Raw genomic sequence first — 15,754 nt, forward strand, 5'->3', positions numbered from 1 at the left:
GGTGCAGATCACTTCTGATATTGAACTGTCAGGAGCTGGCTGCACAACAGCCATTACGCCCAATCAACTGGTGCAGTCGTCTTCTGAAAATGACATTTGGTATCTCTCATAAACGGATGTTTTTGAGAGAACTATCTTCGGCCTTCACACGCACGAAAGGCGGCGAAGCTCCGCCGTTAATCCGTCCGCCGGAGATCTCGCCCAGGCAGGCTGAAGGCCGAGCAAGCCTGACAGGCCCGAAAAGCCCGGCACGGGCGTCGGCGGCGATGACGGCGGCGGCATTATCCAGGGTTGATGATGGAAGTGGAGGATATCGACAACCTCTCGCGCAACCAAGACATCGCGGTCGGACTGCAAGTGATCTTGAAGCCACGGGCCCGTCCCACCCCGACATGGACCTCGATGCCCGAACGGACGTTAGATTTCGAGTTCTAGGCGTTCTGCGATGAAGGTTGGATCCCAGCCGGGATTGAAAGTGTCGACGTGGGTGAATCCGAGCCGCTCGTATAGGCCACGCAGGTTCGGGTGGCAGTCGAGCCGCAGCTTGGCGCACCCCTGCGTTCGCGCGGCATGGCGGCAAGCCTCGATCAGCGCGGAGCTGACACCCCGGCCCGCATGTGTCCGTCGCACCGCGAGCTTGTGCAGATATGCGGCCTCCCCCTTGAGGGCGTCGGGCCAGAACTCGGGATCCTCGGCCGACAAGGTGCAACAGCCGACGATGCCGTCGCTGCAACTCGCGACTAGGAGCTCGGATCTCAGGACGAAGGTCTCCGCGAATGTCCGGTCGATCCGCGCGACGTCCCAGGCGGGCGTTCCCTTGGCGGACATCCACGCCGCAGCGTCGTGCATCAGCCGCACAACCTCGTCGATATCACCCGAGCAGGCGACCCGAACGTTCGGAGGCTCCTCGCTGTCCATTCGCTCCCCTGGCGCGGTATGAACCGCCGCCTCATAGTGCAGTTTGATCCTGACGAGCCCAGCATGTCTGCGCCCACCTTCGCGGAACCTGACCAGGGTCCGCTAGCGGGCGGCCGGAAGGTGAATGCTAGGCATGATCTAACCCTCGGTCTCTGGCGTCGCGACTGCGAAATTTCGCGAGGGTTTCCGAGAAGGTGATTGCGCTTCGCAGATCTCCAGGCGCGTGGGTGCGGACGTAGTCAGCGCCATTGCCGATCGCGTGAAGTTCCGCCGCAAGGCTCGCTGGACCCAGATCCTTTACAGGAAGGCCAACGGTGGCGCCCAAGAAGGATTTCCGCGACACCGAGACCAATAGCGGAAGCCCCAACGCCGACTTCAGCTTTTGAAGGTTCGACAGCACGTGCAGCGATGTTTCCGGTGCGGGGCTCAAGAAAAATCCCATCCCCGGATCGAGGATGAGCCGGTCGGCAGCGACCCCGCTCCGTCGCAAGGCGGAAACCCGCGCCTCGAAGAACCGCACAATCTCGTCGAGCGCGTCTTCGGGTCGAAGGTGACCGGTGCGGGTGGCGATGCCATCCCGCTGCGCTGAGTGCATAACCACCAGCCTGCAGTCCGCCTCAGCAATATCGGGATAGAGCGCAGGGTCAGGAAATCCTTGGATATCGTTCAGGTAGCCCACGCCGCGCTTGAGCGCATAGCGCTGGGTTTCCGGTTGGAAGCTGTCGATTGAAACACGGTGCATCTGATCGGACAGGGCGTCTAAGAGCGGCGCAATACGTCTGATCTCATCGGCCGGCGATACAGGCCTCGCGTCCGGATGGCTGGCGGCCGGTCCGACATCCACGACGTCTGATCCGACTCGCAGCATTTCGATCGCCGCGGTGACAGCGCCGGCGGGGTCTAGCCGCCGGCTCTCATCGAAGAAGGAGTCCTCGGTGAGATTCAGAATGCCGAACACCGTCACCATGGCGTCGGCCTCCGCAGCGACTTCCACGATGGGGATCGGGCGAGCAAAAAGGCAGCAATTATGAGCCCCATACCTACAAAGCCCCACGCATCAAGCTTTTGCCCATGAAGCAACCAGGCAATGGCTGTAATTATGACGACGCCGAGTCCCGACCAGACTGCATAAGCAACACCGACAGGGATGGATTTCAGAACCAGAGAAAGAAAATAAAATGCGATGCCATAACCGATTATGACAACGGCGGAAGGGGCAAGCTTAGTAAAGCCCTCGCTAGATTTTAATGCGGATGTTGCGATTACTTCGCCAACTATTGCGATAACAAGAAAAAGCCAGCCTTTCATGATATATCTCCCAATTTGTGTAGGGCTTATTATGCACGCTTAAAAATAATAAAAGCAGACTTGACCTGATAGTTTGGCTGTGAGCAATTATGTGCTTAGTGCATCTAACGCTTGAATTAAGCCGCGCCGCGAAGCGGCGTCGGCTTGAATGAATTGTTAGACATCATTGGCTGGCACCAAGCAGTTTAACTGCTTCATACTTCACGAATTTAATGAGCGCCGCCACCTGATCCGCACGAGCGGGCAAATAATCTTCTTCTTGCCCAAGATAAGCCCGCTTGGCATTCAACAGGATGGGCTGATGTTGAGCTGGCAAGCGTGCCATTGCCCAAGTGGCAGCAACATCCTTTGGCGCGATCTTGCCGGTTGCGGCGGTGTACCAGATACGAGACAAAGTAAGCACTACATTCCGCTCATCGCCCGCCCAATCTGGCGGCGAGTTCCATAGCTTCAGAGTATCGGCCAGTGCCTTGAATAGATCGCTTTCTGGGACTGAGCTGAAGAGATCCTTCGCTGCTGAACCTGCCAAGACGATGCTATGTTGCTTTGCCTTTGTTAGCAGAATCGCCAAGTCAGAATCGGTTGTGGCGGGCTCGAAGATGCCCGCAAGGATGTCTTTGCGCTGCCACTCTCCGAACTGCAGTTCCCGCCTGGCCGGATAACGCCAAGGTACGATGTCACTGTGCACGACGATGGTCACTTCCAAGGCGCGGAGTGCCTTGTTTTGGCCAGGGGAAGCTGAAACCTCCAAGAGATCGACGAGCAGGGCTTGCCGCACGGCATCATTGAGCGGTGCAGCTACAGCCACCAGCAAATCAATATCACTGTACGGTTTCAATCCGCCATCCAGTGCGGAGCCGTACAAATGCACGGCCAGCAACGTCGACTCCAAGTGGCGCCCGATGACGTTGAGTGCTTGTGATAGTTGCACCGAAATCTCGGCGGGCACTTTTTCACTCATGATGTCTAACGATTAAGCTAAGGGGCCGGCTTTAGCCGGTCCCAGTGAGCGAAGTGAACGGTTTGAGCGCCTTGTTAGGCGGCTGTTTCGACGTTGCTATTGCAGAAACGACAAATTTTTGCTTCTTTTTGGATTTGCTCCGCACAGCTCGGGCATTTCTTGGAGTTGCTCTCAATATATTTCCCTTCATTTTTCTTGAAGAGCAGATACATATCGATGGCCATGATTATGTTTATGCCAAGCCAAGTAGGAAGGGCCATATTAATTCTTACGGATAAAACTATTGCTGTTATTAAAAGCATGGCAAAGATTCCGACAATCCATTTGCCCATATACATATAGCCGGCGCCGGGGAGCAGGAAATTTAAACCGATTGCCAAAGGTAGTTGTTTCTGTTTTACGTTGCTCATTTTGTTTCTCCACGCCCTGTGGATGAGTTATTAGACGCGGGCGCAATGACGCCTAACGCCAAAATATGGGGCGCGAGCTTGCGAGCGTCCCAGCCCTGAAGGGGCGACATGATTTTTTTGTTATGCAATTACATTCGGAATGCACAATGATAGCCCTTCAATCGCTGCCTGCCCAATTGATCTAAATTCTGATGAGGCGGATATGGAGATATTAAAATTTTCACCGCGCCCTTCCCAAGCCGCACCTCTTCTTTTGATGCTTGGAGAGAAAATAATAACACCATCCTTATGGCTGACACTACACGACGCCATTTTTTGAAAAAGCTTTTGGCTTGATGCAATATTTGTTTCTGAAAGCATTAGTGAAACCCAGCTTTCCCATTCCGTCTCGGAGGCGCGACGATAAGCGGCCTCCTCGACTGTCAGATGTTTGCTAGCGTTCAAAGCTAATAGAACTGATTCACCCAGGCTTTCCAGTGCAACTGGTGTCTTCATAAAGCAGTGATAAGAGTCTGGGTCAGAGAACTGCATCCTATAACCTGACTGAGCAAAAACAATTAGCATTCCTCTAATTGCGTTTATTTTTGCAACTGTACTTCCGTCGATCACGGCTCTGCCTCCGCGCCTGCATAACGCCTAAGTTCACCGGAAAAATTGCCGTAGCGAAGCGAAGGCAAATTTTTCCGGTGCAACGCCTTGTTAGGCATGATTTTTATTACCCTCAACTGCAATATCGAAGTGGAATACGTCTTCGATGGTTCCCAGTTTTTTATAAAGTTCTATGGCCGGTTGGTCTTCTACGCCTTTATCGGCTTGGACGTATATGACATAAGCGCCGCGCTCGGCGCCTATCGCCTTCAATTTGTGAATTAGTGCTGTAGCTACGCCTGCTCTGCGGTGGGTTGCCGCTACAGCGAGGTCGTAGATGTAGATTTCGCTTCTTTGCTGCTCAAATTTTTGCAACTCATACGCGGCTATAGCGCCTATGACTTTTTCCTCGTGAACCGCAGCCAACGCAATAAAACTTGAACTGCCAAGCAGTTTTTTAAGATAGCTTGAGGTCGGCTTGTTGCTGGAATAATGTTCTTTATCATCGAATGCCTCACCGAACATGGCATTTATAGACTGCATTAAGCCAACATCGTTTTCAGTGAGTTGAATAACCTTGACTGACACTCATCGGCTCCTAATGCCTAACTTTGTTTTAGGGCGACTGCCCTGCTGCGTAACATCGTTGCTGCTCCATAACATCAAACATCGACCCACGGCGTAACGCGCTTGCTGCTTGGATGCCCGAGGCATAGACTGTACAAAAAAACAGTCATAACAAGCCATGAAAACCGCCACTGCGCCGTTACCACCGCTGCGTTCGGTCAAGGTTCTGGACCAGTTGCGTGAGCGCATACGCTACTTGCATTACAGCTTACGAACAGAACAGGCTTATGTCCACTGGGTTCGTGCCTTCATCCGTTTCCACGGTGTGCGTCACCCGGCAACCTTGGGCAGCAGCGAAGTCGAGGCATTTCTGTCCTGGCTGGCGAACGAGCGCAAGGTTTCGGTCTCCACGCATCGTCAGGCATTGGCGGCCTTGCTGTTCTTCTACGGCAAGGTGCTGTGCACGGATCTGCCCTGGCTTCAGGAGATCGGAAGACCTCGGCCGTCGCGGCGCTTGCCGGTGGTGCTGACCCCGGATGAAGTGGTTCGCATCCTCGGTTTTCTGGAAGGCGAGCATCGTTTGTTCGCCCAGCTTCTGTATGGAACGGGCATGCGGATCAGTGAGGGTTTGCAACTGCGGGTCAAGGATCTGGATTTCGATCACGGCACGATCATCGTGCGGGAGGGCAAGGGCTCCAAGGATCGGGCCTTGATGTTACCCGAGAGCTTGGCACCCAGCCTGCGCGAGCAGCTGTCGCGTGCACGGGCATGGTGGCTGAAGGACCAGGCCGAGGGCCGCAGCGGCGTTGCGCTTCCCGACGCCCTTGAGCGGAAGTATCCGCGCGCCGGGCATTCCTGGCCGTGGTTCTGGGTTTTTGCGCAGCACACGCATTCGACCGATCCACGGAGCGGTGTCGTGCGTCGCCATCACATGTATGACCAGACCTTTCAGCGCGCCTTCAAACGTGCCGTAGAACAAGCAGGCATCACGAAGCCCGCCACACCGCACACCCTCCGCCACTCGTTCGCGACGGCCTTGCTCCGCAGCGGTTACGACATTCGAACCGTGCAGGATCTGCTCGGCCATTCCGACGTCTCTACGACGATGATTTACACGCATGTGCTGAAAGTTGGCGGTGCCGGAGTGCGCTCACCGCTTGATGCGCTGCCGCCCCTCACTAGTGAGAGGTAGGGCAGCGCAAGTCAATCCTGGCGGATTCACTACCCCTGCGCGAAGGCCATCGGTGCCGCATCGAACGGCCGGTTGCGGAAAGTCCTCCCTGCGTCCGCTGATGGCCGGCAGCAGCCCGTCGTTGCCTGATGGATCCAACCCCTCCGCTGCTATAGTGCAGTCGGCTTCTGACGTTCAGTGCAGCCGTCTTCTGAAAACGACAAACTGGATGTCAGGCAAGGCGCATCACGCCGTCAGAATAGAGTCCGCTTTCACATTCTTTGACACATGCTTGCCAAGGTCATAGATTTCAGCCTGACAAATTCAAGGCTTCGGGCGCAATGGAACCAAAAACCAACGCAAGCCCTGCCGCCCATCCAGCCCATGGAGGCATCTTGCAGGGACAACGCATCGGTTACGTCCGGGTCAGCAGCTTCGACCAGAACCCGGAACGCCAACTTGAACAGGTCGAGGTCGGCAAGCTGTTCACCGACAAAGCCTCGGGCAAGGACACCCAGCGTCCCCAGCTGGAGGCCATGCTCGGTTTCGTTCGCGAAGGCGACACCGTGGTGGTGCACAGCATGGATCGCCTGGCACGAAACCTCGATGATTTGCGCCGCCTGGTGCAGAAGCTGACCCAGCGCGGTGTGCGCATCGAGTTCTTGAAGGAAGGCCTGGTGTTCACCGGCGAGGACTCGCCGATGGCCAACCTGATGCTGTCGGTCATGGGGGCCTTTGCCGAGTTTGAGCGCGCCCTGATTCGCGAGCGGCAGCGCGAGGGCATCGCCCTGGCCAAGCAGCGCGGTGCCTACCGGGGCCGCAAGAAAGCCCTCTCCGACGAGCAAGCCATCACGCTGCGGCAGCGGGCCGCTGCGGGCGAGCCGAAGGCGCAGCTCGCCCGCGAGTTCGGCATCAGCCGAGAAACCCTCTATCAGTACCTTCGCAAGGACGACTGAACCATGCCGCGTCGCTCGATTCTCTCGGCTACGGAGCGCGACACCTTGCTTGCGTTGCCGGAAAGCCAGGATGACCTGATCCGCTACTACACCTTCAACGACTCCGACCTGTCGCTGATCCGCCAGCGGCGCGGCGACGCCAACCGCCTGGGCTTCGCGGTGCAGCTCAGCCTGCTGCGCTACCCCGGCTATGCGTTGGGCACCGACAGCGAGCCGCCCGAGCCGGTCATCCAGTGGGTGGCCAAGCAAGTTCAGGCCGACCCGGCGAGTTGGTTGAAGTACGGCGAACGCGACGTGACTCGCCGCGAGCACGCCCAGGAACTGCGCACCTACCTACAACTGGCCCCGTTCGGCCTGTCCGACTTCCGCGCCCTGGTGCGCGAGCTGACCGAGTTGGCCCAGCAGACCGACAAGGGCTTACTGCTGGCCGGTCAGGCCCTGGAGAGCCTGCGACAGAAGCGGCGCATTCTGCCGGCGTTGAGCGTAATTGATCGAGCTTGTTCGGAGGCCATTGCGCGGGCCAATCGCCGAGTCTACCGCGCCCTGGTCGAACCACTCACGGACTCGCATCGGGCCAAGCTGGACGAGCTGTTGAAGCTCAAGGCCGGCAGCAGCATCACCTGGTTGACCTGGCTGCGACAGGCACCGCTGAAACCGAACTCCCGCCACATGCTCGAACACATCGAGCGGCTGAAGACATTTCAGCTGGTGGACTTGCCCGAAGGCCTGGGCCGACACATCCACCAGAACCGCCTGCTCAAGCTGGCCCGCGAGGGTGGGCAGATGACGCCCAAAGACCTCGGCAAGTTCGAGCCGCAGCGACGCTACGCGACCCTGGCCGCCGTGGTGCTGGAGAGCACCGCGACGGTGATTGATGAGTTGGTCGATCTGCACGACCGTATCCTGGTCAAGCTGTTCAGCAGCGCGAAGCACAAGCATCAGCAGCAGTTCCAGAAGCAGGGCAAGGCGATCAACGACAAGGTGCGCCTGTACTCGAAGATCGGCCAGGCTCTGCTGGAAGCCAAGGAAAGCGGTAGCGATCCCTATGCCGCCATTGAGGCGGTGATTCCCTGGGACGAGTTCACCGAGAGCGTCAGCGAGGCCGAGCTGCTGGCCCGGCCGGAAGGCTTCGACCATCTGCACCTGGTCGGCGAGAACTTCGCCACTCTGCGCCGTTACACGCCGGCCTTGCTGGAGGTGCTGGAACTGCGCGCTGCCCCGGCTGCGCAAGGCGTGCTGGCAGCCGTGCAGACCCTGAGCGAGATGAACGCCTACAACCTGCGCAAGGTGCCGGCCGATGCGCCCACCGCCTTCATCAAGCCGCGCTGGAAGCCGCTAGTGATAACCCCGGAAGGCCTCGACCGGCGCTTCTACGAAATCTGCGCCCTGTCCGAGCTGAAGAACGCGCTGCGCTCCGGTGACATCTGGGTCAAGGGCTCGCGGCAGTTCCGCGACTTCGACGACTACCTGCTGCCGGCAGAGAGGTTCGCCGCGCTCAAGCATGCGCAGGCTCTGCCCCTGGCGATCAACCCGAACAGCAACCAGTACCTGGAAGAGCGCTTGCAGCTGCTGGACGAGCAGCTGGCCACCGTCACCCGCCTGGCCAAGGACAACGAGCTGCCCGATGCCATCCTCACCGAGTCCGGGCTGAAGATCACCCCGCTGGATTCCGCGGTGCCCAATACCGCGCAGGCGCTGATCGACCAGACCAGCCATTTGCTGCCGCGCATCAAGATCACCGAACTGCTGATGGACGTGGACGACTGGACGGGCTTCAGCCGCCACTTCACACACCTGAAGGACGGTGCCGAGGCCAAAGACCGGACATTGCTGCTGTCAGCGATCCTGGGCGATGCAATCAACCTCGGGCTGACCAAGATGGCCGAGTCGAGCCCCGGCCTGACCTACGCCAAGCTGTCCTGGCTGCAAGCCTGGCACATCCGAGACGAAACCTACTCGGCGGCCCTGGCCGAGCTGGTCAACCACCAGTACCGTCATACCTTCGCCGCTCACTGGGGCGACGGCACGACCTCTTCTTCCGATGGCCAGCGCTTCCGGGCGGGTGGTCGAGGCGAAAGCACCGGCCACGTCAACCCGAAGTACGGCAGCGAGCCGGGGCGGCTGTTCTACACCCACATCTCCGACCAGTACGCACCGTTCAGCACCCGCGTGGTGAATGTCGGCGTGCGCGACTCTACCTATGTGCTCGACGGTCTGCTGTACCACGAGTCCGACTTGCGGATCGAGGAGCACTACACTGACACGGCTGGCTTCACCGATCATGTCTTCGCCCTGATGCACCTGCTGGGCTTCCGCTTCGCACCGCGCATCCGCGACCTCGGAGAAACCAAGCTGTATGTTCCGAATAGCGTCCAGGACTACCCGACATTGCGCCCAATGGTTGGCGGCACCCTGAACATCAAGCACGTCCGCGCCCATTGGGACGACATCCTGCGCCTGGCCAGCTCGATCAAGCAGGGCACGGTCACCGCCTCGCTGATGCTGCGCAAGCTCGGCAGCTATCCGCGCCAGAACGGCCTGGCCGTGGCCCTGCGCGAGCTGGGCCGGATCGAGCGCACGCTTTTCATCCTCGATTGGTTGCAAAGCGTCGAGCTGCGCCGGCGCGTGCATGCTGGACTGAACAAGGGCGAAGCCCGCAACTCCCTGGCCAGGGCGGTGTTCTTCAACCGCCTCGGCGAGATCAGGGATCGGAGCTTCGAGCAGCAGCGCTACCGGGCCAGTGGCCTCAACCTGGTGACGGCCGCCATCGTGTTGTGGAACACGGTGTACTTGGAGCGCGCCACCCAGGCGATGGGCGATGCGGGGAAGTCGGTGGATGGTGAGCTGCTGCAATACCTGTCGCCGCTGGGGTGGGAGCACATCAATCTGACCGGCGATTATGTCTGGCGGCAGAGCCGCAGGCTGGAGGACGGGAAGTTTCGGCCGCTAAGGCTGCCCGGAAAACCTTAGCGTACGATTTTTTCCGTTTTCTCTATTCGCCCCGTGTACAGAAGATCGTGCAAACCGACCGTTATGGTTGCGGGGTAGCGTGTTTAGCGATGGTTACCGGCTGGACATACCAACGAGCTCGGGAGCATTTCGTAAGCCAGGGGCTTGGCCAAAGGAGACATGGCCGACCGCCCTTCTCTACGAGTTCGGGCGAGATGAGGATGGCGGTGGCCACGGCAGGGCTTCTGACAGTGACTCGCCGGTGGCGGGGATGGGCCGATCTTCACGGCCTGGCGATAGTCAAATTGCGCGACATACGACCCGGAGAAAGGGAGCGATGGCACTGGGCGGTGGCGTTTCGACACCCCGAGTTCGAAATCGCAGTCTTCGATCCGCACCGGGAATGGCCGGGGTTCATTAAACCGCCAATGGACACCCTCTGCACCATCTTTGAGGCTTTTCAGCCGAAAGGCGAATGGTTGCAGGTCGAGCAGAGCTTCCCCTTAGCACCAGCTGTCTTGTGACGTTTAGGTGCATGTCTCCCATTCTGACTTGATGGGAGACACTCGTTCTGCAGAGCCTCAGGCCTGGGGCAGCTTCACTACTCCCCACCCGCTGCCGCCGGCGAGGACCACCGGCCGGTCAATGTTGGGAAGGTGCAATTCAGGAAAATCGCAGTAGCGCTCCATTGCACGGGCAAATCGCATGCCCAGCTCGAAGCCATTATCGCGCTGCTCGGGCACAGGAAGAGCCTGGCCCGAGACAATGTCGACCACCACACTCCCCAACGACTTTGAGTTAGACGACAAGGTGAGATGCCATGCGCTCTGCCCTTCAAGGAAGCTGCCGAAGATGGAGGTTTCGACTTCATCGAGCACTCTAAGCTGTGGTTCCCTGAAAAAGACCACTGCAGTTTGTGCCTTCGCTCCCTGAGGCGATGTGATCCATTCATAAATCGCACAGCTGGTCTCATCAGGGTTCAACTCAGGGTCAGGAGCCAAGCCAGTCATGAATACAGGGACCGAGCCGAGTTCGGAGTCGCTGAGATAGCCCAACCGTGCGACAGGTAGTCCAAACGGTACGTCGTAGTCACGTCCGTCGCTGAGCTCCAGGGTCCAGCCGAGATGTTGGAACATCGCCATGTACACCCGCTCATTGGTGAAGTGGCAGCCGCGGCGGTGGTTTTCTTCAGTACCAGGAACAAGCGCTCGATTTTCCTGATCCAGAGCGATGAGGATTTTGTCCAACCTCGAGGAAGGCGACTCACCCAGCTGATAAAGGGACTCTTTGACGGCCGCGCGAAGCGGCACGAGTTCAAAAGAGCCCAGGGGGTTTGCCCATAGGAAAAAATTGGCGGTGGCCGGCTTCACACCGAATTCATGGATCAGGATTGAGCGATGTTCTGCAAGAGTCGCAAGCCGTAGTTCCGGACTCAAATCCTCAGTCATGAACACGCAGTTCTGATCCGGGTTGCAGGCCTCGACCATTGCATTCCAGTGATGCCACCCTGAAAGCCTCAGGAACACTTCACGACTTCGATCTTTCAGGCCTGGAAGGAATCCGGCCAGGCACCCGACCCACGCACGAGCATAGTCCTCCGCAGGGAAGATCATCGGCTTGTCCAGCTGGGGGGCAGATGTATTGGTCTTGATCACAAAAACTCCTAGAGGCGGTGAACACTCTGCTCACTCACCATGATTCGACAAGCAGCTCTTCTGCCAGTCCGTGCCGTGAATTCGAACAAAGGCCTCCATCCCAGGAGACAGCGGACTTTCGATCCTGAAGTCTCCATAGGCCACAAGGAATCTCCCCCACCGTTCTCGCAACAACCCGCCGCGCCTGTATTTAGGCGCGAGCCAAATCCAGGATAAAGTCCAGGGGCTGCCTGATGGGTTCGTTTCCGTCCCGCAATGGAATGCACAAGCGCCTGCAATCGTGCCGTCAGCACCAGCTGGAATCAGGTAACCGTGCCAGTCAGCCGTTGCTTTAGTCGACATCGTTCCCGGCCATTGGACAAAGTCAAACCCAAAATCCGCGCGGAAACGCTGGGCGCGCTTCAATACCTCCTGATGCATCCACATGGGCACCGATGCGTCTACCCGATCGGCGACAACGCCACACTTGAGTCTGGCCGCAAACCGCTTGTTCGGGCCCGGGTCCAGTAACCGCTGTGTTTCTCTATGAACCTGACGATGTGCCTCACGATCATTACGACTGCAAGGCAGGTAGACCGTACCGCAGTAGGCACAGGTTTTTAGCGCCGAATTGACGTCTCGGATTCTGGGCCCGGCTACCTCCAGCGACAACACATCCTCCCCTTGGAGCACCAATTTGAAGCGGTTTCCTAACTCGTCCCTGTGGCGCTTGGTCGTTGGGAATGCCGGCTTGCGCTCCACATCTGACCGGAGGACTGTCGTGGTACAGCCTCGGGAAACCTCATAGGTGAGAATGAGGTACTCCGACTCCGTCAGCATGGGCTTGCCTGCCAGGTTGCTCTTTGTCGCCTGCACCAGCTGACCAGGTGAGACAGCGAAGCCCAGGCGTTCCATGAAGATCAGCAGAGCAACGGCATCGGTAACGGTATAGCCATCCATCCACAACACATCGTCGTCGAGGCGCCTGGGCTTCCGGCACAAGCTGACTTTGGGGATTCTGAAGTAGGCAGCCAGTACCTCTGCGTATCGCCCGGCAGCACCAAACCCGCGGTACTCAGTCGCAATAATCAAATCATCGAGGTCGGAACTCGAAATACCGCCACACTCCAACAGTGCGAGCTCAGCCGGAGCCAATCCCATCCGATCATCTAGCCGGTGGCGCTTCTCCGTCAGCAGTTTGTAGATCCCCTGCAACAAGTCACTGGAAAGCTTGCCGGTCAAAAGCTACCTCTCGTGTCGCGGCTTTTTGGAATAAGGCAGTCTAACGGCCGCCGGGCGAAATCAAAGGCTGATTCCCCGAGTGGTCGCGTGCGGGGAGAAACGGATCAAGCTACTTTGAGGTTAACCATCCCTCAGAGGACCTCCAGATGACAGCATCAAGGAAGAGGCACAACGCTGCCTGGTTGATCTGTACGGCTTGGATGCTAATGACGACCGTTGCAATGGCCACAGAGAACACTGCCCAGGGCGGCTCATTCTCACCAACCACACTCAAGGACTGGGTATCTGTCATCAGCACCCTGATCACCATGGCCCTGGCGGTATGGGGTATCTGGAGCGGCTTGAGGTCAGCCCGAAATGCGATCCAAGAGAAGCGAAAAGAACACCGTCAGAAGCAGCTTGCTGCTGCACGGGACATGATGAAGGAGATTTTCACAGATCCACTCGCCCGCTCTGCGATGCGAATGATGGACTGGTCAGGCCGATCCTTCACCCATGATGGCCAGACCTACGTCGTTCACTGGAGAGACCTCAAGCCAGCCCTAGTGGTGCATGAGAAGGGGTTGGGGTTCAGCAAGCAGCAGGAGTTCATTCGTGACTGCTTTGAGGCCTACTTTGATCACATGCTGGTGCTCGAACACTTCCTGAAGCAGGACTACCTGCACGAAGCCGACATTGCTGTGCCCTTAGAGTATTACGCCGGTCGCGTCATGGCATTTCCTGATACTTACGACAGGTTCCTGCGGGCGTATGGATACAGCGAAGCACGTGCACTGATGCAACGCCTTGCGGAGCGCGGAAAATAGGGTGGAATTGCTACGGCTACTACTCCATCGGAGCTGGAAGCAGGATGTCAGAGAAGGGCTCAGGCACCACTAGATTGTAGGGTTTAAGCTGTTCGAGGAGCCCTTTGTAGCTGAGCAACGGAATGGTTCGAGCAGGTTCACCAAGGTCGTTGCCAAAGAAGTTTTCCCAGTGCCCCAACAGCACAAGACGCGGTTTGGTCACCCTGAGGAGCCCTGTGGGGTAGTAACTGACTTGATTCCACCCTCCCCCGCAAAGGATCTCGACGTCAACGCGCTTTGAGTCGGAGATTATGGGTGGAAAGCCCCATGGAGGCTCAGCGGCGCTGTCTTGGTAGTGAATACGGTATACCGGCCGGCCATCCTCCCCGAGGAGGTCAATCATCCAGGCCAGAGTCACTTCACCAAGCCTCCAGTCCAGCAGACCAGTCGGCAAATCGTCTAGATCCCCGTCGTACTCACCTGGTATGAAGTTATGGCCAAAGAGGTGCCCGGCATGCATGCTTCTAATGGGCATCACACGGATTGAACCCTCGGAATTTGCTCCGTTCGCGTCCCCATCAGTGATGACCTTCCCGTCGGAGTAAAACCATGTCCCAGGTCGGGAGGGATCACGATGGTCGGTTATCTGCTGCTCGCTTGGCACCACCACCGCGCCAGCGCCAAAGATCCGCTGTCCTGAGCTGTTCTTTGCTGCATGAAGAATGTGCTTAACCGTTTCAGACCCGTATACGATCGCTTTCGGAGAGTGCTTTTCTACTACCCGGGGCACATCGAGAAGATGATCGTAGTGCGCATGACCCACCAGAAGCATCGTCACGTCTGCTGCAGGCGGCATGTGCCTGTCGACCTTCTCGTTGTCGGCTACCACTCGAGCAGGGGGTATCCCTGGAATGCCGAGACTGGCCGGGTTGGTGAACGAAGGCGCCAGCAATAGCCCCTCCCCACGCCAATGTATGAGCCAGCCACCTACGCCAAGAAACTGAATCTTCGGCTCATCGCCCCAATGCTGATTCTGAATCGATAACCCTTCTGAAAGCGGCTCATGAGTACAGCCGACCAGCAAACTCAATCCCAGTACGATCGATAGCCCTCGCATGGTCGGCCCCCCTGCTGTCAAGGTTCGAAGCGGTATACGCGGTGGTAGAAGGCCCAAAGCATGGAAAACATCGCGACCAGCAATACCCAGTGGGTGACCTCTGGCTTGAACAATGGCAAGAGGAAACCCAGTTTGAAGTAGTCGATTCCAAGAAGGCATACCAGGAGCATGCCAAGGACCAATAGCCCCCTGGGCCCCTTCATCATGCGAAGTGGATGGGCAATAACAGCAGAGAGGGGAACGCCAAGCAGTGCCAAATAGACAACCCAGACCTGCTCCGAAGGGATCGGCTCGTTTAAGAAGCGAAGACCAGCGAAACCCAGTAGCAGCGTCAAGCAGTCCACCAGGTCAGAGACGAAGGCGCGCCTGGTGTAGCCGTTCCCAAGCTCATAGTGCCTGACCATCAGCCTGCTGAATTGCAGGCAGTGGTAGCCAATGAACCAGGCAGCCATACACAGAGACCAGCCGTTTGGGGACGCGCTCTCGAGAAATGCCCTGGCATGCAAGGCACTAACCGTCCAGACAAGAGCGGCTCCCAGCGCTGCTGGGTAAAGCAACCCTGAAACGAGAAAGTACATGCGGGGACCGACTTCCATGATGCAGCTCCTAGGTAAGAGATGTTCAGCCAGCATCTTGACTGATCATAGAACCTGAGGAGTGAGGAAGTAGGAAGATCGAAGGGAGAGTCGAGGGGGCATGCCCCCTCGCTGGAGGTCATGCTACACGCTGGCGTTGCGCACGACGCTCCTGAATCTCTTGAGCATCGATGCAAAGGCTTGCAGTCGGCGCGACCAAAAGGCGCTTGAGCCCAATCGGCTGCCCAAACTCAGCGCAGTAGCCATAGTCCCCTTCCTCGATCCTTTTCAGAGCAGCCTCCACGTCCAGCAGCTCTGCCTGGTCCCGCTTCAGCATCCGCATTTCCATCGCGCGCTGCTCTTCCACGGAGGCAGTATCCGCCGCATCCGGGAGACGTGCCTCGGAGTCATCGCGAAATGCCTCTGCTCGTTGAGCGAGCAGGCCCTGTAGGTGCAGTTTTCGATTGAGAAGAAGATCCTTGAAGAAGGCCAGTTGCCGGTCGGACATGTACTCCGACTCCGGCGCGGAAAGCAGTTGCTGCTGAGTGAGTAAGGTGGACATAGGCGATTCCT

Annotated in this window: 15 protein-coding genes and 1 pseudogene; 4 read left to right on the forward strand and 12 right to left on the reverse strand. The window is 57.9% G+C overall.

What is annotated here, in order from left to right; all coding sequences use genetic code 11:
- Positions 1 to 417: 417 nt before the first annotated feature.
- The 7 genes and pseudogenes from HMPREF1224_RS42540 to HMPREF1224_RS45060 all read right to left on the reverse strand — a co-directional run bounded on the left by HMPREF1224_RS42540 (position 418) and on the right by HMPREF1224_RS45060 (position 4,773).
- The gene (locus HMPREF1224_RS42540) at positions 418 to 918 is read right to left on the reverse strand and encodes a GNAT family N-acetyltransferase (protein ID WP_000376623.1); all 501 of its coding nucleotides are present in this window, start codon (positions 916 to 918) and stop codon (positions 418 to 420) included.
- A 127-nt stretch (positions 919 to 1,045) separates the two neighbouring features.
- Entirely contained in the window at positions 1,046 to 1,885 is an 840-nt protein-coding gene (sul1, locus tag HMPREF1224_RS42545) for a sulfonamide-resistant dihydropteroate synthase Sul1 (RefSeq protein ID WP_000259031.1), read from the reverse strand.
- Positions 1,879 to 2,226, reverse strand: coding sequence for a quaternary ammonium compound efflux SMR transporter QacE delta 1 (locus HMPREF1224_RS45050; RefSeq protein WP_000679427.1), 348 nt, complete (start codon positions 2,224 to 2,226; stop codon positions 1,879 to 1,881). Before HMPREF1224_RS45050 ends, sul1 begins: the two co-directional genes overlap by 7 nt.
- Before the next feature lie 116 nt (positions 2,227 to 2,342).
- Positions 2,343 to 3,187: pseudogene (locus tag HMPREF1224_RS42550) on the reverse strand (AadA family aminoglycoside 3''-O-nucleotidyltransferase).
- 74 nt (positions 3,188 to 3,261) lie between these two features.
- Positions 3,262 to 3,597 carry a hypothetical protein gene (locus HMPREF1224_RS42555; RefSeq protein WP_010794259.1) on the reverse strand — a complete coding sequence of 112 codons (336 nt, stop codon included), beginning with the start codon at positions 3,595 to 3,597 and terminating at the stop codon, positions 3,262 to 3,264.
- A gap of 120 nt (positions 3,598 to 3,717) precedes the next feature.
- Positions 3,718 to 4,206, reverse strand: coding sequence for a contact-dependent growth inhibition system immunity protein (locus HMPREF1224_RS45055; protein WP_155951717.1), 489 nt, complete (start codon positions 4,204 to 4,206; stop codon positions 3,718 to 3,720).
- Positions 4,207 to 4,296: 90 nt separating this feature from the next.
- Positions 4,297 to 4,773: an AAC(3)-I family aminoglycoside N-acetyltransferase gene (locus tag HMPREF1224_RS45060; RefSeq protein ID WP_081717426.1), complete on the reverse strand. Its 477-nt coding sequence runs from the start codon at positions 4,771 to 4,773 to the stop codon at positions 4,297 to 4,299.
- Between the two features lie 157 nt (positions 4,774 to 4,930).
- Here HMPREF1224_RS45060 and intI1 point away from each other — a divergent pair, with 157 nt between their 5' ends.
- The 3 genes from intI1 to HMPREF1224_RS42570 all read left to right on the forward strand — a co-directional run bounded on the left by intI1 (position 4,931) and on the right by HMPREF1224_RS42570 (position 9,849).
- Positions 4,931 to 5,944 carry a class 1 integron integrase IntI1 gene (intI1, locus tag HMPREF1224_RS42560; protein WP_000845048.1) on the forward strand — a complete coding sequence of 338 codons (1,014 nt, stop codon included), beginning with the start codon at positions 4,931 to 4,933 and terminating at the stop codon, positions 5,942 to 5,944.
- A 374-nt stretch (positions 5,945 to 6,318) separates the two neighbouring features.
- Positions 6,319 to 6,879, forward strand: a complete 561-nt coding sequence (locus tag HMPREF1224_RS42565; protein WP_003090771.1) for a recombinase family protein — start codon at positions 6,319 to 6,321, stop codon at positions 6,877 to 6,879.
- Between the two features lie 3 nt (positions 6,880 to 6,882).
- Positions 6,883 to 9,849, forward strand: a complete 2,967-nt coding sequence (locus tag HMPREF1224_RS42570; protein ID WP_003090772.1) for a Tn3 family transposase — start codon at positions 6,883 to 6,885, stop codon at positions 9,847 to 9,849.
- 560 nt (positions 9,850 to 10,409) lie between these two features.
- On the opposite strand, the gene HMPREF1224_RS42575 is transcribed toward HMPREF1224_RS42570, so the two are convergent.
- Together HMPREF1224_RS42575 and HMPREF1224_RS42580 are read right to left on the reverse strand one after the other, a co-directional pair.
- Positions 10,410 to 11,483: a hypothetical protein gene (locus HMPREF1224_RS42575; RefSeq protein WP_010794261.1), complete on the reverse strand. Its 1,074-nt coding sequence runs from the start codon at positions 11,481 to 11,483 to the stop codon at positions 10,410 to 10,412.
- Between the two features lie 30 nt (positions 11,484 to 11,513).
- Positions 11,514 to 12,704, reverse strand: coding sequence for a hypothetical protein (locus tag HMPREF1224_RS42580; protein WP_010794262.1), 1,191 nt, complete (start codon positions 12,702 to 12,704; stop codon positions 11,514 to 11,516).
- A gap of 221 nt (positions 12,705 to 12,925) precedes the next feature.
- On the opposite strand from HMPREF1224_RS42580, the gene HMPREF1224_RS42585 reads away from it, so the two are divergent.
- Positions 12,926 to 13,510 carry a hypothetical protein gene (locus HMPREF1224_RS42585; protein WP_228757897.1) on the forward strand — a complete coding sequence of 195 codons (585 nt, stop codon included), beginning with the start codon at positions 12,926 to 12,928 and terminating at the stop codon, positions 13,508 to 13,510.
- Positions 13,511 to 13,529: 19 nt separating this feature from the next.
- Here HMPREF1224_RS42585 and HMPREF1224_RS42590 read toward each other — a convergent pair whose 3' ends face one another.
- The 3 genes from HMPREF1224_RS42590 to HMPREF1224_RS42600 all read right to left on the reverse strand — a co-directional run bounded on the left by HMPREF1224_RS42590 (position 13,530) and on the right by HMPREF1224_RS42600 (position 15,743).
- A complete protein-coding gene (locus HMPREF1224_RS42590; RefSeq protein WP_256220529.1) occupies positions 13,530 to 14,579 on the reverse strand; it encodes an MBL fold metallo-hydrolase in 1,050 nt (349 codons plus the stop codon).
- A gap of 44 nt (positions 14,580 to 14,623) precedes the next feature.
- Complete coding sequence (locus HMPREF1224_RS42595; RefSeq protein ID WP_010794265.1) at positions 14,624 to 15,202, reverse strand: hypothetical protein; 579 nt, start codon at positions 15,200 to 15,202, stop codon at positions 14,624 to 14,626.
- Positions 15,203 to 15,320: 118 nt separating this feature from the next.
- Positions 15,321 to 15,743 (reverse strand): TraR/DksA family transcriptional regulator, encoded by a 423-nt coding sequence (locus tag HMPREF1224_RS42600; RefSeq protein WP_010794266.1) that lies wholly within the window; start codon positions 15,741 to 15,743, stop codon positions 15,321 to 15,323.
- Positions 15,744 to 15,754 lie beyond the last annotated feature (11 nt).

This window comes from Pseudomonas sp. P179, assembly GCF_000478485.2.
In the GTDB taxonomy this organism is placed as follows: Bacteria; Pseudomonadota; Gammaproteobacteria; order Pseudomonadales; family Pseudomonadaceae; genus Pseudomonas; species Pseudomonas aeruginosa.

What these genes read in the sequence shown, in the direction of transcription:
- HMPREF1224_RS45050 (WP_000679427.1), bottom strand. Translation starts at nt 2,226, where the DNA reads ATGAAAGGCTGGCTTTTTCTTGTTATCGCAATAGTTGGCGAAGTAATC.
- sul1 (WP_000259031.1), bottom strand. Translation starts at nt 1,885, where the DNA reads ATGGTGACGGTGTTCGGCATTCTGAATCTCACCGAGGACTCCTTCTTC.
- HMPREF1224_RS42600 (WP_010794266.1), bottom strand. Translation starts at nt 15,743, where the DNA reads ATGTCCACCTTACTCACTCAGCAGCAACTGCTTTCCGCGCCGGAGTCG.
- HMPREF1224_RS42585 (WP_228757897.1), top strand. Translation starts at nt 12,926, where the DNA reads ATGGCCACAGAGAACACTGCCCAGGGCGGCTCATTCTCACCAACCACA.
- intI1 (WP_000845048.1), top strand. Translation starts at nt 4,931, where the DNA reads ATGAAAACCGCCACTGCGCCGTTACCACCGCTGCGTTCGGTCAAGGTT.
- HMPREF1224_RS42555 (WP_010794259.1), bottom strand. Translation starts at nt 3,597, where the DNA reads ATGAGCAACGTAAAACAGAAACAACTACCTTTGGCAATCGGTTTAAAT.
- HMPREF1224_RS42595 (WP_010794265.1), bottom strand. Translation starts at nt 15,202, where the DNA reads ATGGAAGTCGGTCCCCGCATGTACTTTCTCGTTTCAGGGTTGCTTTAC.
- HMPREF1224_RS42540 (WP_000376623.1), bottom strand. Translation starts at nt 918, where the DNA reads ATGGACAGCGAGGAGCCTCCGAACGTTCGGGTCGCCTGCTCGGGTGAT.
- HMPREF1224_RS42570 (WP_003090772.1), top strand. Translation starts at nt 6,883, where the DNA reads ATGCCGCGTCGCTCGATTCTCTCGGCTACGGAGCGCGACACCTTGCTT.